The organism is Amycolatopsis jejuensis (assembly GCF_000717335.1).
Taxonomy (GTDB): Bacteria; Actinomycetota; Actinomycetes; order Mycobacteriales; family Pseudonocardiaceae; genus Amycolatopsis; species Amycolatopsis jejuensis.
In genome coordinates this window covers 177,270-195,235 of the sequence record NZ_JNYZ01000020.1, presented here as the reverse complement: position 1 = coordinate 195,235, position 17,966 = coordinate 177,270, and the positions used below count along the sequence as shown (strand labels likewise).

Here is a 17,966-nt window from a genome sequence, read left to right as displayed (position 1 = left end):
CCCGGTGTGCGGGCCCGGCGGCTTCGGCATCACCCCTTGGGCTGCAAGACGATTCGTGCGTCGACGGCGATCGGTTCGCCTGCGGAAGCGATGACCGGGTTGAGGTCGACCTCGGCAATCCGATCGGCGAACCGGGTCAGCAGGCCGTCTTCGCCCGCGACCGCCTGGACGATCGCGCTGACCTTGTCCACCGGAACGGCAGGCAGGCCGCGGTACCCGTGCAGGAGCGGGGTGAGGCGCAGCCGGTTCAGCATGGCCTCCGCATCGCCGTCGGCGAGGGGACCGGCTCCGTACGAGACGTCGCCGAGGATCTCCACGAGCACGCCGCCGAGCCCGACCATGGCCACTGTGCCCAGATCGGCGTCGTGGTAACCGCCGATGACGAGCTCGTGCCCGGCGGCCGCCTGTTCCTCGACCAGGAACCGGGTTTCGTGGTGCCCGTGTGTCTTGAGGCTGTCCGAGATGTCCCGGATGGCCGCCGCGATCTCGTGCGGCCCCCGGCACCCGGTTTTGACGCCGCCGACGTCCGATTTGTGCAGGACCGTGCTGGAAAGGACCTTGACGACATAAGGAGCCGTGAGGGCACTGACCGCGTCGGCGATCTGCTCGGCCGAGTAGTGCGATTCCACGGTGGCACCCTTGGGTACCGCGACGCCGAACGCCGCCAGCAGGTGCTTGGACTCGGCCTCGGTCAGCGCATCCCGGCCCGCGTCCCGCGCTTGGTCGAGGATTGCGGTGGCCGCGGTCAGGTCGATGGCCTTGGGTGGTCGTTCCCGGCCGTCCCCGGCCCGGTTTCCGGCGCGTACTTGGAGAATGTGCCTCAGGTTCGCCAGCCCGCGAGCGGCGTCCTCGAGTTCGTCGAAGACCAGTATTCCCCGCTCGAGCAACATTTCGCGATATTCCCGGTACGCCTCGGCAGCGGCGTCCTGACCGTCCGAACGGAGCACGACCGCGAAGACGGTTTCGCGGTGCGTGCCGGCCACGTCCCCGATGGCGTGCAACAGGTTTTCCAGCACCTTCCGGTTGACCACCGGATCACCATGGGCCGGGAGCATGACGGTCAGGTTGAGGTGGGACACCACGGCCCAGGTCTGGCTCGGCCGTTGGAGCGCTGCGCTGAGAATGCGATGTGCGACAGCACCGTTCTCGACGCGCAGTGTGGGGGCAGGGGCGTCGATGGGATTGCGGACACTGGTTCCGGGTGGGAGACCCAGCGCTTCCAGGGAGCGAAGAGTGGTGTCGTCGAACCGGGTCAGCTGCAGTCCCCGCCGATCGAATGAATCGGCCGCCAGTACGCTGGCCCCGCCGCCATTGCCGAAGAGCACCACGCCTCCGGCCGGCGGCTCGCGGTGCCCCTGCAGCTGCGCCGCCAGTAGGGTCTCCAGGAACTCGTCCAGGGTCTCCACGAGACAGCAGCCGGTTTGCGCTGCGATGCCCTCCCAAACCCGGCCGTCGGTGGCCATGGCGCCGGTGTGCGACGCCGCAGCTTGGCTTCCCTGTCCGGTCCGGCCGCCCTTGAGCAGCACGACCGGCTTGCGCCCGGCGTTGCTTCGAAGTTTCTCGATCAGCTCGCGCCCATGGCGTGCGGACTCCAGGTACATGCCGATGACCAAGGTGTCGTCGTCGGCCAGGAAATGGTCGAGGAGTTCGGCCGGGGTGACGTCGAGCGCGTTTCCGATCGAGACGACCGCGCTGTACCGGACCCCGATGCGGCCGCCCCGCCGGATGATGTCGACCGACAGGCCACCGCTTTGGGAAATGACCGCGCAGCCACCCGGTTCATCCGGGGAACCATCGGTGAAGGTCACCTGTGACCGCGGTGAGTACATGCCGAGGCAGTTGGGCCCGAGGATGCGGATCCCACCGTGGCGCGCCAGTGCGAGAGCTTGCTGCTCGAGCTCGGCACCCGCCGCCGAGGTCTCGGAGAAGCCACTGGTCACCAGCTGCGCGAACCGGAGCTTGCCTGCCGCGTCCGCCAGCGACGCGGGGAGCGCCCGCGCCGGAACCGTGTAGTAGCCGTAGTCGACCGTCTCGGGGATCTCGGCGAATGACCGCACCGCCGGGTACCCTTCGATCTCGGTTGCCTCCGGGTGCACGACGTAGACCCGGCCCGGATAGCCGGCCGCTCGGAGATTGCGCAGGAAATCGACGCCGATCCCGGTGCCCCGGGTCGAGGCTCCCACCACCGCGACCGTCTTCGGGTGAAGCAACGGGTTGAAGGCGGCTGTGTGCATCGTGGTCTCCACTACTTCGTGGTCCTCTCGGCGAAGGCGGTCAAGCCAGCCTCGACGTCAGGATGGTGCAGAGCCGACGCGAAAAGCTGCACGGCAAGGTCGAAGGCGAGAGACACGTCGAGATTGATCGTGGCCACGGCACACTGCTTGATGGCCTGGATGCCGCCGGGCGGGAGGGCGGCAATGCGGCCGGCGAGGTCCATCGCCTCTTTCATCAGGTTCTCTTGCGGCACGATCCGGTTGATGAGGTTGAACTTCAAGGCGTGCTCGGCATCGATGAAGTCACCCGTCATCAGGTACTCCATGGCGACGTTCCACGGCATCATGCGGGCAAGGAGCGTGGGGCCGGAGTTGGACGGCATCCCGAACTTGACCTGTGGCCAGCCGAACGTCGTCTCCGCGGTGCCGATCCGGATGTCGGAAAGCAGGGCGAGCCCCGCCCCCTGCGCCACGCAGGTTCCGTTGATGGCCGCGATGACCGGCTTGCCGACACTGCGGAAGCAGGCCATGAGACCTGGTGTGTTCGGGTCGTTGGCCGCTTCTTCGGCGGTCTTCGTCTCTTTCAGGTCGTGCCCGGCCGAGAACGACGAACCGGTTCCGGTCAGCACCGCGACCCGGATATCGGGATCGTGCCGGATGCGGTTGAAGCACTTGATCAGGTCGAGCCTCATCGGGAGGTCGATGGCATTGCGCTGCCGTGGCCGGTTCATGGTGATGAGAGCGATGTGATCGGCGACCTCGAACTCGATACTGCCCACGAAATTCTCCCAATCTCGTTGATGTGCCTAGGCTCCGAAAGGAAGCGCCAGGCCCGGAACCGGCCACTGGAGACTGATCAGCCTGCCGGATGCAGCGCAGGTGAGGTACGCCGTGCGCAGGTCGGCCCCGCCGAAGCACAGGTTGGTCGTCAAGGGGTCACCGGTCGCAATGAATTCGACGATCCGGCCCGCCGGGTCGAACACCGTGATTCCGCCGCGCGCCCCGATGGTGGCCACCGCGATATTGCCCTCGCTGTCGACGGCCAGCGAATCGAACGACGAACCGTCCGTCAAGGCATTGAGCACCTTCCCGCGGAGCGGGCGATGTGTGGTGCGCGGCAAGACCTTTCCCGGCCCGCTCAGGTCCCACGAACACAACCGCGCGGTGTGGGTTTCGGCGACGTACAACGTGCTTTCATCCGGGCTGAGCCCGATTCCGTTGGCACCATTGACCGGGAAGATGCGTTCGCTGAGCAGATATTTTCCCGTTGCCCCCGGGACCGGCTCGGCATAGAGGACACCCGCCCGGTCCCGATCGCGCGCTCGGGTTTTTCCGGTGTCCGTCGCCCAGAACCCGCCGGTGGAATCGAATACCAGGTCATTGGGTGCCGAGAGCCGGATCTCGCCTGCTTGCCGGAAAAGCACCTCCGCACGACCGGTGGCCAGATCGACCCGCTCGAACCGGCCACCGCTGTAGTTTTCGCCCTGGTTGAATTCCTCGGTCTCGGTGCCGGTCAGCAAGAGCCCGCCGTGCTCGTGGAAAACGGAGCCGCCGTTGTTGCAGATGTAGACCTTCCCGTCCGGTCCGATGGCCGCGCCGTTCACGCCTCCGCCAAGGGACGCGACCAGTTCGACGGCACCGTCCGGCCGGACCCGGCGCAAGGCCCCGCCGGCGACCTCGGTCACCAGCACGCTGCCATCCCGCAAATACACCGGACCTTCCGGAAATGCAAAACCTCCGGCAATTTCCGTGATGTCGTACGCGACCAAGGTTCACTTCCCATCACCTGAACACAGCCGGGCGGCACTCGGAGCTCGGGTGCGCCGGTCACCCGCCAGGACTCTGGATGAGACTACTCACGATACTAGAATCTGACAAGTAGTATCATCAGTGGCTGGTGCCGCTCCAGGCATGGCCGCGACACGGATTGCCCCACTCGGCGGGAGGCGTTGATCGATTGCCGGGCAGGGGACTGGTGTGCACCGTTCACGCTGCTGCCGGGCAGGACGTCGGTCGTGCGCCCCGATGGTCATTGCGCTGGGACATGAACTGGCCGAGGGGCACGTGTTCCGCGATGCCGATCTGCCCTGTGCGTTGTCCTGCCGGCGAAAGGGATCAGCTGCGCGCTGTCCCGGCATCCGGAGTGGCGGCTACGGGTGGCCGGTGACCTACTGCCCGTCGTCGTGGGAGCGTTGCAGGACCAGGTTGCCCTCGTCCGCGTGGCCGTCGGTGCCGGGATCCGGTTCGGAGGGCCGCTTCACCCAGTGGTTGAACACCAGGTTCAGCACGAACACGACGATGACCGTCGCCGTGATGGACGACCCGAAGATCACCTGGAAGTTCTGCGGGAAATGGTCGTAGAAGTGCGGTGCGACGGCGGGCAGGAGGCCGACCGCGAGGGACACCGCCACGATCAGCAGGTTCTGGTTGTCCTTGAAGGAAGCCTTGTGCAGGGTGCGGATCCCGACCGCGGTCACCATCGCGAACATGACCGTGGCCGCGCCGCCGATCACCGGTCCCGGGATGCTGGCCACGATCTGGCCGATCTTCGGGACCAGCCCGACGATGATCAGGAGTACCCCGCACACGGCGACCACCCAGCGCGAGCGCACCTTGGTGAGCCCGACCAGTCCGACGTTCTCGGCGTATGCGGTGTCCGGGAAGGAGTTCATGACTCCGGCGAGCACGGTCGACACGCCGTCGACGGCGAGGCCGCGGGCGAGGTCGTTCGGAGTCAGGTCCCGGTCGACCATCTCCCCGACGGCCACCATGTCGGCCGTCGATTCGGTGTAGGTCACCAGAACCACGACGCACATCGTGATGATTGCGGCTGCTTCGAATTTCGGCGGGCCGAAGAAGAACGGCGCGGTGATGCCGAACCAGCCTGCTCCCGTGGCGCTCGAGAAGTCGAGCAGGTGCATCGGCCAGGCGATGAGCGTGCCCGCGCCGATCGCGAGGAGCAGCGCGATCTGCTGGATGAACCCGCGGAACAGCCGGGTGAACACGATGATCAGCACGATCACGGCCCCGGCGAGGAGAATGTGGGACACCTGCGCGTAATCCGCTGCGGCCGGATCGTCCCCGGCGATCAGGCCGACGTCCGCGCCGACCAGTGACAGGCCGATCACGCAGATGACGGTCCCGGACACCAAAGGCGGAAAATAGCGCAGCACCATGGAAAACGGCTTCGCGATCAGCACCGCGAACACGCCGGCGACGAGCATCGCACCGTACACCGCCGCCATTCCGTACTGCTCCGCGACGATGATCATGGGGTTGACCACGGTGAAGGTCGCGCCGGCGACGACCGGCAGGCGGACTCCGAGAATCCGGCCGATTCCCACGCTCTGCAGGACGGTGGCGATTCCGGAGACGAGCAGGTCGGCGCTGACCAGCAACCCGATGGTCGAGATCGGGAGTTTCAGTGCCGCGCCGACGATGAGCGGAACGGCGACCGCGCCGGAGTACATGATGCACAAGTGCTGCAGGCCGAGCAGGGCGAGCCGGTGCGCGGGGAGCACCTCGTCGACCGGATGCGGTGCCGGGAGGGCGTCGCGGCGGTCCGGTCGGCGCTTTCGCAAGGAAAGAAAGGACATCTGCAGCCTCCTGAAGCCCCGATGGTGTGTTCCCGGGCCCGGCGGAACCGGCGCCGGCCGCGCCCTGGGTCCGGGCCGTGGACACGGCACTGCGCGCGAAAGCCTTTCCTGCCGGTCCGGAGTCCGGCCGGGCGATCAGGGGAAAGGCAGCTGCGGTGGAAGCGGGACCGGGAGCGGGAAGTGTCGGAAGTCACGGTAAGCAGCGACGCGGCGGCTGTCCAACGCGCGTTTCGCATGACGTACATACAGTCTCGGCATGGCGGATCAGCCCAGCATGAGGTCGACCGCGTCCGGCGGCTGCGGAACGTGCCCGTTCCGCGCCGCGATTTCGATGAACGCTTCGGCCGCAGGCGTCCACGCGGTGCGGGCGTACGCGGCCAGCTGCCACGCGATCGGCTGGCGAAGCTGCCGGACGAAAGCAGCGAGGTCCGGTGGCACGTTCTGCTCCGGTACGAGTGCGACACCGAGGCCTGCGGCGGCGAACCGCGCGGCCGCCTCCACCTGGGTTGTCTTCACGACGCCTCGCGGCCGGAATCCGGCGCGGGCGCAGGCGCCGAGCACGAGTTCGGAAAGGCCCTGGCGTTCGTCGTAAAGCACCCAGTCGCGGGCGGCCAGGTCGTCGACGAGGATCGGCTCGGCCGACGTGATCAGCGGATCGTGCGGCGGGAGCACGGCGACCAGCTGGCTCCACCCGAGCTCGCGCACGGGGCCCGGCCAGGAACGCGGAACAGTGCCGATGCCGATGTCGCCGAGCCCGTTCAGCACGGCTTCCGGAACCTGGCTGCGGAAGCTGAACTCGTGCAGCCGGACCGAAACTTCCTGGTACCGCTCGCGCCAGTGGGTGAGCGCGGGCAGCAGCCGTCCGGCGGCCAAGGTGGACAGGGTGACCAGCTCGAGCGTGCCGCCTTCGATGCCGATCGCCTGGCGCATGCGTTTGACGGCACGGCGGACGGACGACAGCGCCGCCGGCCCGTCCGTGGCCAGTGCCCGCCCGGCGGGGGTCAGCTGGAGCCGGCCGGCACTGCGCTCGATGACCGGGCCGCCGACCCGTTGCTCCAGATCCTGGATCTGGCGGGAGATCGCGGGCTGCGACAGGTGTACCGCGCGGGCCGCCGCGGTGATCGAACCGTGTTCCACGACGGCGAGGAAGTACCCGATCTGGCGGAGCGTCGGCCATTCGTCGGATTCGAGGTTCATAACGAGAAAGCATACGCCTCATGCAAAACATTCGTTGGACGCATGGGTCGGGCGGACGTACGTTGTGGTGGCATACCAGGTGAGGAGTCGAAATGGGAACGCCGCCGACCATTGATCAGCACGCGGACCGGAGTACCCGGAGCCCGGCGCCATTGGCGAAGAACCAGATCGAAATATCCCGCGAGAACGAACTCGACGTCGAGGCCGAACGCCGGTTGTACGGCATCTTCCGCCATTTTTGGCATCCGGTGATGTATTCGGCGGAGCTGACCGACCGGCCGGCGCGGGCCGTGCTCTGCGGGCAGGCGCTGGTCGTCGCCAGAATGGCCGGGCAGATCTCGGTGTTCAACGACCTGTGCGCACATCGCGGCGCCGCGCTGTCCCTCGGCGAGGTTCTGCCGACCGGAGAACTGCAGTGCGCTTATCACGGATGGCGCTACGCCGGTGACGGGAATTGCACTCTCGCCCCGCAGCGTCCTGATCTTGCCGGGCAGTTGCGGGCCCGGGTGAAGAAATACGCCGCGGTCGAACGGTACGGCATGGTCTGGGTGTGTCTCGAAGACGAACCGTATCTGCCGATTCCCGAATTCCCGCAGTTCGACGATCCGGCTTACGACAAGGTCTTCCTCCCGGTCTCCGAATGGGACTGCAGTCCGCCGCGGCGCACCGAGAACTACACCGACCTTTCGCATTTCGCGTTCGTCCACGACGGATTTCTCGGCGACCGCACCCGGCCCGGGGTGCCGGAGCACCGGGTGTGGCGGGAGGACCACGTGATCCGGATGCTGCTCGACAAGCCGATGGCCGAACCGCGCGATGCGGCGAAGAACCGGTCGATGGCCGCGGCGGACGGGCAGCTCGACATCATCAAGAACTACCACGTCTTCATGCCGTTGACGGTGCTGCTCGATTCGGCCAACGGGGACAACCACTACTGCCTGTTCTTCCATCCGACGCCGATCGGGCCGAAGCGGGTCCGGAACTTCACCATCGGGGCGCGCAACTACGGGTCGGCCGACACGATCCACGACGAGATCGTCGGCTGGAACGAGCTCGTGTACGGCCAGGACAAGCCGATCGTGGAATCGCAGCGGCCCGAGGAGCTGCCCGAGGACCTGTCGATGGAGATGTACGTCCGGGACGTCGACACGTTTTCCCTGACCTACCGCAGGTTCCTGCTGGAGCTCATCGACCGGCTGGACCCGCGGTGAACGGCGGCTTCGAGATCGTGGTCGACCGGCACAAATGCGTCCGCTCCGGCATGTGCACCTCGGTCGCGCCGGAGCTGTTCGAACTGGACGACGACGGCGAACTCGTCGTTTCCTCTCCGGTGGCCGGCACGGCCGACCAGCGCGGGCAGGTCTCCGACGCCGCGGCGTGCTGTCCGGTCGAAGCGATTTCCCTGTCCGGCCCGGCGGATCGGCAGCCCCGCTGATGGGGATCGACCGCGTAGTCGTCGCCGGGGGTGGGCTGGCCGCGCTGCGTGCGGCCGAATGCCTGCGCGCCGAGGGATACGACGGGTCACTGGTCATGCTCAGCGAGGAGACCGTCGCGCCGTACGACCGGCCGCCGCTGTCCAAGCAGGTCCTCACGGGAGAAACCGAGGCTGCTTCGACGGTACTGCGAACTCCGCAGTTCTACGAGGACAATGCGATCGAGCTGCGGCTCGGCACCCCGGCGCGGCGGCTCGACCTGCGCGCACGTCGTGTGCACACCACGGACGACACATTGCCGTTCGATGCTTTGGTGCTCGCGACCGGGTCGAAAGCCCAGGCCTTGCCCACGGGAGGCGAATTGCCCGGGGTACACACCCTGCGCACGGTCGAGGACGCCCGCGCGATCCGGCGGGAACTCATGACCGGGCCACGGGTGGTGGTGGTCGGCGCCGGTTTCATCGGCGCCGAGGTCGCTTCGTCGGCGCGTGCGCTCGGGCTCGACACGACGGTGATCGAAGGAGCACCGGCGCCGCTGGGCCGATCCGTCGGTACCGAGATGGGTTCCTTGCTGGGCAACCTGCATCGCAGGCACGGCACGGTGCTGTCGTGCGGGGTCGGCGTGGCCGAGCTGCATGGCGCGCAGCGGGTCGAGGCGGTGGAACTGACCGACGGCCGTCGCCTCCCGGCCGATCTGGTCGTCGTGGGGATCGGCGCCCGGCCCGCCACCGGATGGCTGGCCGACAGCGGTCTGCGAATCGGCGACGGGGTGGTGTGCGACGCGACGTTGTGCGCCGGGCCGCCGGGGGTCTACGCGGCGGGCGATCTCGCCCGGTGGCCCAACCCGCTCTTCGACGAGCCGATGCGGTGCGAGCAGTGGACCAACGCCGTCGAACAGGGCAGGCACGTGGCCCGCAACATCCTGGCCGGCGCGGCCGGCGCCCGTCCGTTCGCGGGGTCGAACTACTTCTGGTCGGACCAGTACGGCATCCGGATCCAGTACGCCGGGATCACCGGAGCCGACGAAGTACGGACGGTCGCGGGTTCGGTCGATTCGAGCCGGTTTCTGGCGCTGTACCGGCGGGACCGGCACGTCGTCGGTGCGCTCGCGCTCGACAGCGCGAAACAGCTTGTCCGGGCGAAGACCCAGATCGAACGGCGGGCGTCCTGGGACGACGCATTGTCTTCGCTGGCTGCCGGTTCGGCTGACCCGGCAGCGCGGAAGTGAAGGGAGACAAGGAGCCGTGAGCGGAATCGAACCACCGCTGCTGGCCGGGGTGGGCGCGAATGTGCCCCGGCCGGACGGGTGGGACAAGGTGGAGGGCAGGTATCCGTACGCTTCGGACCTGCGGGCTGCCGGAATGCTGATCGGGGTCACCGTGCGGTCCCCGCATCCACACGCACGGATCCGCAGCATCGATACGCGCGCCGCGCGGGAAGCGTCTGGCGTCGCCGCCGTACTCACCCATGCCGACGTCCCTGGCCACAAAACCTATGGCCTGGTCAAGGACGACCAGCCGGTGCTGGCCGGTGACGTCGTGCGCTACCAAGGTGAGCCGGTCGCGCTGGTCGCCGCCGAAACGGACGAACTTGCCCGCCGGGCCGCGAGTCTCATCGTCGTCGACTACGAACCGCTGCCTGCGATGACCGATCCCGACGAAGCAACGGACTGCGCCGCGCAGGTACGGGTCCGGCGCGGTTCCCCGGACCTCAGCGCTCCGGTGGTGGTGAGCGGCGAGTACGAGGTGGGTATCCAGGACCAAGCGTTCCTCGGCCCGGAAGCGGGGCTCGCGGTGCCGTGTCCGGACGGGGGAGTAGAGCTGCACGTCGCCACCCAGAACCTCTATTACGACCTGCGTCAGCTCTGTGCCAGTCTCGACCTGCCACCGGAAATGGTGCGGCTGACCCTCGCGGGGGTGGGCGGAGCCTTCGGCGGCCGCGAGGACATCTCCGTGCAGATCCATGCGTGCATGCTGGCGCTGCGCACCGGCCGTCCGGTGCGGATCAGTTACAACCGGACCGAATCCTTCCTCGGCCATGTCCACCGCCACCCCGCGCGCCTGCACTACGAACACGGAGCCGGGCACGACGGCGTGCTGCGTTACGTCAAAGCCCGGATCCGGTACGACGGGGGCGCGTACACCTCCAGTTCGGGCGCCGTCTGTGTCAACGCCGCGACCTCGGCGGTGGGGCCGTACGACTGCGCGGACGTCGACATCGAATGCTCGGTCGCGTTCACGAACAACCCGCCGAACGGCGCGATGCGCGGGTTCGGGGCGGTGCAGACGTGCTTCGCCTACGAGTCGCAAATGGACGCTCTCGCGCGCGAACTGGGGATCGACCCGGTGGAAATCAGGCGCCGCAACGCACTCGGCACCGGCAGCACCATGCCGACCGGGCAGGTCGTCGACCAGCCCGCGCCGGTGCGGGCCCTGCTGGACCGGCTCGCCGCGCTGCCCCTGCCGCCCGAGCCCGGCCCGGGTCCGCGAGATCCGCTGCTGCTGCCCGGCGGGGCAGGCAACACGACCCACGGGGAAGGGCTGCGCCGGGGTGTCGGGTACGCCCTCGGCTTCAAGAACGTCAGCTTCTCCGCAGGCAAACCCGATCATTCCGCCGCGATCGTGGCGCTCAAGTCCGCGGACGGCGGGCTGGCCGCGGAAGTGCACACCTCGGCCGCCGAACTGGGGCAAGGCGGGATCACCGTGCAGGCACAGATCGCCCGCACCGAACTGGGTGTCGAGCAGGTCACCGTGCTCGCCGCCGACACCAGGGCACCCGACGCGGGTTCGACGTCCGCCTCGCGGCAGACGTGGCTCACCGGAACGGCGGTGAAGGAAGCCGCCGCCGCGGTCCGCGAAGAGCTGCTCCGGCGGGCGAGCCGGGACACCGGAACCGGCCCGCGGGACCTGGCGGTGGCCGACGGCAAGATCGTCCACCGGAAGACCGGGGAGGTGCTGGCGGACGCGGCGGACCTGATCGAACCGGGGCAGCCGATCGAGGCGATGCGGGAATACCTTCCGCCCCGGACCGAACTCCTGGACGAGAACGGGCAGGGCAACGCCCACCTCGGTTACCAGTTCGCTGCCCACCGGGCGGTCGTCGAGGTCGATACCGAGCTCGGCCTCGTGAAGGTGATCGAACTGGCCACCGCGCAGGACGTCGGCGTCGCGCTGAACCCGCAGTCGGTCGAAGGCCAGCTTCACGGTGGCAGCGCTCAGGGGCTCGGGCTGGCCCTGATGGAGGAAGTCGTGATCCAGGACGGGAAAGTCCTCAATCCCTCGTTCACCGACTACCTGATTCCGACCGTGCTCGACATGCCGCCGATGCGGCTGGAGATCCTGCAGACTCCGCATCCCGGCCGCCCGTACGGAAGCAACGGGATGGCGGAGGTACCCAATATCACCGCGCCACCCGCGATCGTCGCGGCTGTGCGTGCGGCGACCGGCGCGGACGTGCGCCGCATCCCGATCCGCCCGCCCGACCTGCTGGGCCTCGGCTGATTTCCCACCCCCATCTCTCCCGGAGGACTTTGTGATGACACTCGACGGGCGCGTCAGCATCGTGACCGGCGCCGGCCGCCACCTCGGACGCGCGTACGCACTGGGGCTCGCCGCGGCCGGGTCGGCCGTCGTGGTGGCCGACCTGGCCGACGCCGAACCGGTCGCCGCGGAGATCCGCGACCGGGGCGGGCAAGCCCTCTCGGTCCGCATCGACGTGAACGACGGCCAGACCCTCGACACGATGGCCAAGACCGCATTCGACGCCTTCGGCCGCATCGATGCGCTGGTGAACAATGCCGGGTACTTCAAGAATGCCGCCCGGTCGCCGATCGAGGACATCGAGATCGACGAATGGGACCGCAGTTTCGCGATCAACGTCCGCGGCACCTGGCTCGCGGCGAAAGCGGTGCTGCCCGCGATGAAACGTGCCGGGTACGGGAAAATCGTCAACATCGGCTCGACCACGTGCCTCAACGGAATCCCGGGTTTCCTGCATTACGTCTCGGCCAAGTCGGCGATTTTCGGCATGACCCGGGCGATGGCGCGGGAACTCGGCGAGTTCGGCATCTGCGTCAACACGCTCAACCCGGACCTCATCCCGGACGACGAAATGCTGCGCGACAACCCCGCCAACAACGAACGCGCCATCGCCGGCCGAGCGCTGAAACGGACCGAGACACCGGAGGACATGATCGGCTCGGTGGTGTTCCTGTGCGGGCCGGGTTCGGATTTCCTGACCGGGCAGAGCGTGAATGTCAATGGTGGCAATGTGTTCGTCTGATCGGCCGGTTACTGCACTAGGAGAGGAGTCGCATGCGTGTCCAGCACGGATTCGTGAGCACCAGGGCGGGTGGGGCCGCTCACTTCCTGGACTTCGGAGGCACCGGCCGGACCGCGGTGTGCCTCCACGGGGTCACCGGTCATGCGTGGGCGTGGCACGACGTAGCGGCCGAACTGACCGCGTACCGCCGCGTGGTCGCGCTCGATTTGCGTGGGCACGGCGACAGTTCATGGTCGGCTGAAGGCGATTACGGGACGGAGAGCCAGGTCGACGACCTCGAAGATCTCCTCGCCGTGGCCGGGCCCGGTCCGGTCGATGTGATCGGCTCCTCGTGGGGCGCGCTGATCGGGCTCGGCTTCGCGGCCCGGCATCCCGGCGAGGTGGCGTCGCTGTCGATCGTCGACATCGAGCCGTCCTTCGTGCAGACCGAGACCGACGTGCCCGAACGGCCGCGGTTCTTCAGCTCGGTCGAGGAGATCGTCGGAGCCGAACGGGCGGCGACCGGCTCCGCACCCGGGCCGATGCTCGAGGTCATGGCCCATTTCGGTACTCGCCCTGCGGAAGGCGGGTTCGTGCGCAAACACGATCCGTACTTCTTCGGGCGCTGGCCGTTCCGCTCGGACGACCGCTGGGGCGAGCTGAACGGGCTGGGCTGCCCGGCGCTGCTGGTCAATGCCGGGAAGACGTTTGTGCAGCCCGACGTAATGGAGAAGATGCGGGCCGCGGTGGACCACGGGCAGCCGGTCCGGCTGGTCCGGCTTCCCGAGGCCGCCCACGTCGTGCCGGTCGACGCGCCCGCGGACCTGGCCCGGGAGCTGATCGCGTTTTTCGCCGAGCTGGACGGGGAAACGGACTGATGCGGACCATCGTCGAGCACTGTGCGGTCATCGCCACGATGGACGACGCGGGCACGGAAATCGCCGACGGCTCCATCGTGATCGAGGACGGAGTGATCACCTGGGTGGGCGCCGGCCCGCCACCGGCCACCGGGGAACCGGACGAACGCGTCGACGGCCGCGGTGCCGTCGCGCTGCCCGGCCTGGTCAACACCCACCACCACCTCTGCCAGACCCTCACCAAGGCCTGGGCGCAGGAAGGCGACATCTTCTCGTGGCTGCAGGAGCTTTACCCGGTCTGGTGTGGCATCGACGCGGAGTGGGTCCGCGCGGCCGCGTCGGCGGGCCTGGCCCAGTTGCTGCTGTCCGGGTGCACGATGAGCACCGACCACCACTACGCGTTCCCCGCGGGCAGCGCCGGTCTGATCGAGGCGGAAATCGAGGCCGCGGCGGCGCTCGGCATCCGGTTCCATCCGAACCGCGGATCCATGGATCTGGGTACCCACAACGGCGGCCTGCCCCCGCGGGAACTGTGCGAGGACCGTGACCACGTGCTCGCGGAAACCGAAGCACTGGCATCGAAGTACCACGACCCCGGCCCGGGATCGCTGCTGCGGATCGCCGTCGGGCCCTGCTATCCGCTCACCAACACCCCCGAGCTCATGCGGGAGTCGGCGGAACTGGCCCGTCGCCACGGCCTGCTGCTGCACACCCACCTCGCCGAAGGCCGGGACGAAGAGTCCTTCATGCTGGAGAAGTTCGGACTGCGTCCGCTGGATCTGCTCGACAGCTACGGCTTTCTCGGCGATGACGCCTGGCTGGCGCATTGCGTCCAGCTCTCCGATGCGGACATCGGATTGCTGGCGCGCACAAACACCGGCGTCGCAACCTGCCCGAGCTCCAACCTGCGGCTCGGCTCCGGGATCGCGCCGGTCCGCACGATGCTCGACCGCGGGGTCAGGGTCGGTCTGGGCGTCGACGGGGCGGCGTCGAACGATTCGGGCAACCTCATGGCCGAGGCCCGGCAACTGCTGCTGACCCAGCGCGCCGGCGGGGTCGACCGCGCCCTCACCGCCCGGGAGGCGCTGCGCGTGGCGACCAGAGGCGGTGCCGAGGTGCTCGGCCGAGGCGCGGAACTGGGTTCGCTCGAAGCCGGCAAACGCGGCGACGTGGCGCTGTTCAGCATGGAGACACTGGAAATGGCTGGTGCCGAGGCCGACCCGGTCGCCGGGTTGCTGTTCGGTGGCAGCCAGCGCGCGACAGACGTCCTGGTCGAAGGGCGGCCGGTGGTCCGGAACGGCGCGCTCGTGAAGGTGGACGAAGGCGCAATCGTCCGCGAAGCACGCCGGATCGGCACCCGGCTGGCGCGCGCGGACTGACCGGCACAAGGAGACATGTCATGGAGTACCTGCGGCCGCGGTCGTGGCCGGAAGCCCTGCGGATCAAGGCGGAGTACCCGCAGGCAGTGCCCATCCAGGGCGGCACGGACGTCATGGTGGAACTGAACTTCGGCCATCGCCGTCCCGCGGCCCTGCTCGATCTGACCTGCGTGGGCGACCTGACCGAATGGTCGACGGACCGGGGATGTGTCCGGCTGGGTGCCGGGGTGACCTATGCCCGCATCCTCACCGAACTGGGCGGGAAGCTGCCCGGGCTCGCGATGGCCGCACGGACCGTCGGTTCGCCGCAGATCCGCCACCGTGGCACGGTCGGTGGCAACCTCGGTGCCGCGTCGCCTGCCGGGGACGCGCATCCGGCCTTGCTCGCCGCCGACGCGGTCGTGGAGGCCGAGTCGATCCGCGGCCTGCGCCGGATCCCGGTTGCGGAGTTCTACACCGGGGTCAAGCGCACTGCGCTCGCCGCGGACGAGCTCATCCGGTCGGTGCTGATCGTTCCGCCGTCCGGGCCGCAGCAGTTCTGCAAGATCGGCACCCGCAACGCCATGGTGATCTCGGTGTGCGCCTTCGGGTTCGCGTTGCATCCCGGCGGCCGGAAAGTGGGTACCGGCATCGGCTCGGCCGCGCCCACCCCGCGTGCCGCTCCGGAGGCAGCGGCGTTCCTGGCAGGAGAACTGGAAGCACGGGGGTTGTGGGAGTCGCGCGGCGCAATCCCGGCCGCTCTCGTGCGTGAGTTCGGCGAACGAGTCACCAGGGCGGCGGCCCCGATCGACGACGTCCGCGGCACCGCCGCATACCGCCTCCATTCTCTCTCGGTGATGGCGCGCCGCGCTGCCACCTGGGCCTGGGACGAATACCGGAAGGCTGCCTGATGCACGTCACCACTACGGTCAACGGCTTGCGCCGCGAGGTAACCGAGGTCGGGGAGGGCGAGAGCCTGCTCACGATGCTCCGGGAGCGGCTCGGGCTCGACGGTGCCAAAAACGCCTGTGAGCAAGGCGAATGCGGATCCTGCACGGTGTATCTCGACGGGCTGCCGGTGTGTTCCTGTCTGGTCGCTGCCGGGCAGGCCCAGGATCGCGAGGTCGTGACCGTCGAGGGAATCGCCTCCGAAGGCGTTTCGCATCCGGTGCAGCAGGCGTTCGTGGAAGCCGGTGCGGTGCAGTGCGGGTTCTGCACTCCGGGGTTGATCGTGGCTGCACACGATCTGTTGCAGCGGGATCCCTCGCCCGCGGATCCGGTGATCCGGGAAGCGTTGGCCGGGAACCTGTGCCGCTGCACGGGATACGAGAAGATCTTGGCCGCAGTCCGGCTCGCTGCCGCCCGGATGTCCGGTACGGGTCCGGAGTAGCGTTGGTCCCGCACTGCGTTGCCCGTGATGCGGCGTCGTTGTTGTTGTCGTTGTCCGGTAGGGCCGGTGCCCAGCCCATGGAAGCGGAAGTGACCACTCGGGTTTGCCTACTTCCATGAGGGATCAGCCACGACCGCTCCAGCGCGTGTCCTCAAGGCGGGTGCTGGTGATCTGCTGGCGTCGGGCGCGAAGGGGTGTCCGCGAGTCGATGAGCAACGGATTGTTGTTCAAGGCCAAGACCGGGGAGGCGTGGCGGGGGCCTGCCGGAGTGGTATGGGCTGTGGAGGATGGTCTGCGACCGGTTCGGCGCTGGTCACGCGCTGGCACCCGGTCCGCGCTGGTGGCGCAGGTGCAGGTGATCGCCGAACTCGACCGCGAAGTATCGGTCGGCTCCAGCATCGTGCGACGGGCGCAGCGAGGCAGGTGATCGTGCCATCGGTCGGTCCCGGGGTGGACCCACTACGAGGTTCACCCAGGTGATGGCAGGGATCGAGTTCCGTCGTACCGCCTACCGACGCCGCAACATCGTCGAACGTTGCTTCAACCGGTTCAAGCAGTTCCGCGCCATCGCCACCCGGTTCGACAAGACCGCTGTCTCTTACCGAGGCATGATCGACCTGGCCACGCTGCTCATCTGGCTTTGAGGACACGCCCTGGCGCCGACGACGGCTGGGGCAACCCGCGGCTGAGCCACAACGGCTGGCGGCGGGGTGCCAGAATCCCGTCATGGAGCTGCGGCAGCTGGAGTACTTCGTGGCGGTGGCGCGGGAGCGGAGCTTCACCCAGGCCGCCCGGCGGGAGAACGTCGTGCAGAGTGCGGTGAGTGCGGCGATTGCGGCGCTGGAACGTGATCTGAAGGTCACGTTGTTCGAGCGGAGTGCGCAGCGGGTGGTGCTGACCGAGGCGGGGCGGGAGTTCCTGCCGGAGGCGCTCGCGGTGATGGATGCGGTGCAGGGGGCTCGCGACGTGGTCGACGAGCTCGGGGCGGGGATGCGCGGGTCGGTGCGGGTCGGGTTGCTGCCCGGGCTCGGGCTCGTCGATCTGCCTGCCGCGGCGGGGGAGTTCCGGCGGCAGTATCCGAATGTCGAACTGCATCTGCGGGTCGATGCGCGGGGGTCGGCCGGGGTGATCGTCGCCTTGCGCAACGGTGACATCGACGTCGGGTTGCTGGGGATTCCGGTCGGCAGTGTGCCCGGCGAGCTGACCGCGTGGGAGCTGCTCCGGGTTCCGCAGGTGCTGGCGGTTCCGCGCGGGCACCGGCTGGCGCGGCGGAGGTCGGTTCGCTGGCGGACCTGGCGGGAGAGGAGTTCGTGGACTTCCCGCCGGGATTCGGTACGCGCACGCTGATCGACCAGACCTTCGACGCCGCCGGGATCGATCGGCGGGTGGTCGTGGAGGCGCTCGGGATCGAGAACGGGGTCCAGTTCGTCGCGCACGGGGTCGGGCTGGGGATCCTGCCGAGGTATGCCGTGGTGGACGAGGAAACGATCACCGTGGTCCCGATCCTGGCGCATCCGTTCCAGTGGTCGCTGTACATGGCCACGCTGGCGAAGCGCAAGCCGACCACGGCGTTGCGGGCGTTGCTGAGCCTGATCGGCACGCACCTGCACCACCCGCCGGGTACGGAGCTGGGTGCCCACGTGAATCAACTGAACTGATTCT

16 protein-coding genes and 1 pseudogene are annotated in these 17,966 nt (G+C 68.4%); 12 read left to right on the top strand and 5 right to left on the bottom strand.

The features are described 5' to 3' along the window. Positions 1–29: 29 nt before the first annotated feature. From OO71_RS27010 to OO71_RS26990, 5 genes are all read right to left on the bottom strand, one after another. On the bottom strand, positions 30–2,234 hold the full coding sequence (locus OO71_RS27010; protein WP_156096551.1) for an acetate--CoA ligase family protein: 2,205 nt from the start codon (positions 2,232–2,234) through the stop codon (positions 30–32). Positions 2,235–2,245: 11 nt separating this feature from the next. After that, a complete protein-coding gene (locus OO71_RS27005; RefSeq protein WP_051792314.1) occupies positions 2,246–2,992 on the bottom strand; it encodes an enoyl-CoA hydratase/isomerase family protein in 747 nt (248 codons plus the stop codon). Between the two features lie 27 nt (positions 2,993–3,019). Then, positions 3,020–3,982, bottom strand: a complete 963-nt coding sequence (locus tag OO71_RS27000; RefSeq protein ID WP_281178476.1) for an SMP-30/gluconolactonase/LRE family protein — start codon at positions 3,980–3,982, stop codon at positions 3,020–3,022. 399 nt (positions 3,983–4,381) lie between these two features. Continuing rightward, the gene (locus OO71_RS26995) at positions 4,382–5,809 is read right to left on the bottom strand and encodes a uracil-xanthine permease family protein (protein WP_063740123.1); all 1,428 of its coding nucleotides are present in this window, start codon (positions 5,807–5,809) and stop codon (positions 4,382–4,384) included. Between the two features lie 264 nt (positions 5,810–6,073). Next, a complete protein-coding gene (locus tag OO71_RS26990) occupies positions 6,074–7,006 on the bottom strand; it encodes a LysR family transcriptional regulator (RefSeq protein ID WP_033292676.1) in 933 nt (310 codons plus the stop codon). A 92-nt stretch (positions 7,007–7,098) separates the two neighbouring features. Here OO71_RS26990 and OO71_RS26985 point away from each other — a divergent pair, with 92 nt between their 5' ends. The 12 genes and pseudogenes from OO71_RS26985 to OO71_RS46620 all read left to right on the top strand — a co-directional run bounded on the left by OO71_RS26985 (position 7,099) and on the right by OO71_RS46620 (position 17,962). After that, complete coding sequence (locus tag OO71_RS26985; protein ID WP_084145315.1) at positions 7,099–8,217, top strand: aromatic ring-hydroxylating oxygenase subunit alpha; 1,119 nt, start codon at positions 7,099–7,101, stop codon at positions 8,215–8,217. After that, a complete protein-coding gene (locus OO71_RS26980) occupies positions 8,214–8,441 on the top strand; it encodes a ferredoxin (protein ID WP_051792312.1) in 228 nt (75 codons plus the stop codon). The genes OO71_RS26985 and OO71_RS26980 overlap by 4 nt, the downstream gene beginning before the upstream one ends. Beyond that, a complete protein-coding gene (locus tag OO71_RS26975) occupies positions 8,441–9,667 on the top strand; it encodes an NAD(P)/FAD-dependent oxidoreductase (RefSeq protein ID WP_033292675.1) in 1,227 nt (408 codons plus the stop codon). Before OO71_RS26980 ends, OO71_RS26975 begins: the two co-directional genes overlap by 1 nt. A gap of 16 nt (positions 9,668–9,683) precedes the next feature. Next, complete coding sequence (locus OO71_RS26970) at positions 9,684–11,939, top strand: xanthine dehydrogenase family protein molybdopterin-binding subunit (protein ID WP_033292674.1); 2,256 nt, start codon at positions 9,684–9,686, stop codon at positions 11,937–11,939. 34 nt (positions 11,940–11,973) lie between these two features. Next, positions 11,974–12,720, top strand: a complete 747-nt coding sequence (locus OO71_RS26965) for an SDR family NAD(P)-dependent oxidoreductase (RefSeq protein WP_033292673.1) — start codon at positions 11,974–11,976, stop codon at positions 12,718–12,720. Between the two features lie 32 nt (positions 12,721–12,752). After that, positions 12,753–13,577, top strand: coding sequence for an alpha/beta fold hydrolase (locus OO71_RS47705; RefSeq protein WP_051792309.1), 825 nt, complete (start codon positions 12,753–12,755; stop codon positions 13,575–13,577). Then, positions 13,577–14,935: an 8-oxoguanine deaminase gene (locus tag OO71_RS26955; RefSeq protein ID WP_033292672.1), complete on the top strand. Its 1,359-nt coding sequence runs from the start codon at positions 13,577–13,579 to the stop codon at positions 14,933–14,935. The genes OO71_RS47705 and OO71_RS26955 overlap by 1 nt, the downstream gene beginning before the upstream one ends. A 20-nt stretch (positions 14,936–14,955) precedes the next feature. Continuing rightward, positions 14,956–15,825: an FAD binding domain-containing protein gene (locus OO71_RS26950; RefSeq protein ID WP_033292671.1), complete on the top strand. Its 870-nt coding sequence runs from the start codon at positions 14,956–14,958 to the stop codon at positions 15,823–15,825. Beyond that, complete coding sequence (locus OO71_RS26945; RefSeq protein WP_033292670.1) at positions 15,825–16,304, top strand: (2Fe-2S)-binding protein; 480 nt, start codon at positions 15,825–15,827, stop codon at positions 16,302–16,304. The genes OO71_RS26950 and OO71_RS26945 overlap by 1 nt, the downstream gene beginning before the upstream one ends. A 208-nt stretch (positions 16,305–16,512) precedes the next feature. Then, positions 16,513–16,731: a hypothetical protein gene (locus tag OO71_RS26940; RefSeq protein WP_033292669.1), complete on the top strand. Its 219-nt coding sequence runs from the start codon at positions 16,513–16,515 to the stop codon at positions 16,729–16,731. Between the two features lie 52 nt (positions 16,732–16,783). Further along, on the top strand, positions 16,784–16,948 hold the full coding sequence (locus tag OO71_RS49205; protein WP_084145314.1) for a transposase: 165 nt from the start codon (positions 16,784–16,786) through the stop codon (positions 16,946–16,948). Positions 16,949–17,030: 82 nt separating this feature from the next. After that, positions 17,031–17,962 (top strand): annotated as a pseudogene (locus OO71_RS46620) (LysR family transcriptional regulator). Positions 17,963–17,966: the final 4 nt, after the last annotated feature.

What these genes read in the sequence shown, in the direction of transcription:
- OO71_RS27010 (WP_156096551.1), bottom strand. Translation starts at nt 2,234, where the DNA reads ATGCACACAGCCGCCTTCAACCCGTTGCTTCACCCGAAGACGGTCGCG.
- OO71_RS26995 (WP_063740123.1), bottom strand. Translation starts at nt 5,809, where the DNA reads ATGTCCTTTCTTTCCTTGCGAAAGCGCCGACCGGACCGCCGCGACGCC.
- OO71_RS26990 (WP_033292676.1), bottom strand. Translation starts at nt 7,006, where the DNA reads ATGAACCTCGAATCCGACGAATGGCCGACGCTCCGCCAGATCGGGTAC.
- OO71_RS26985 (WP_084145315.1), top strand. Translation starts at nt 7,099, where the DNA reads ATGGGAACGCCGCCGACCATTGATCAGCACGCGGACCGGAGTACCCGG.
- OO71_RS26975 (WP_033292675.1), top strand. Translation starts at nt 8,441, where the DNA reads ATGGGGATCGACCGCGTAGTCGTCGCCGGGGGTGGGCTGGCCGCGCTG.
- OO71_RS26965 (WP_033292673.1), top strand. Translation starts at nt 11,974, where the DNA reads ATGACACTCGACGGGCGCGTCAGCATCGTGACCGGCGCCGGCCGCCAC.
- OO71_RS47705 (WP_051792309.1), top strand. Translation starts at nt 12,753, where the DNA reads ATGCGTGTCCAGCACGGATTCGTGAGCACCAGGGCGGGTGGGGCCGCT.
- OO71_RS26955 (WP_033292672.1), top strand. Translation starts at nt 13,577, where the DNA reads ATGCGGACCATCGTCGAGCACTGTGCGGTCATCGCCACGATGGACGAC.
- OO71_RS26950 (WP_033292671.1), top strand. Translation starts at nt 14,956, where the DNA reads ATGGAGTACCTGCGGCCGCGGTCGTGGCCGGAAGCCCTGCGGATCAAG.
- OO71_RS26945 (WP_033292670.1), top strand. Translation starts at nt 15,825, where the DNA reads ATGCACGTCACCACTACGGTCAACGGCTTGCGCCGCGAGGTAACCGAG.
- OO71_RS26940 (WP_033292669.1), top strand. Translation starts at nt 16,513, where the DNA reads ATGAGCAACGGATTGTTGTTCAAGGCCAAGACCGGGGAGGCGTGGCGG.
- OO71_RS49205 (WP_084145314.1), top strand. Translation starts at nt 16,784, where the DNA reads ATGGCAGGGATCGAGTTCCGTCGTACCGCCTACCGACGCCGCAACATC.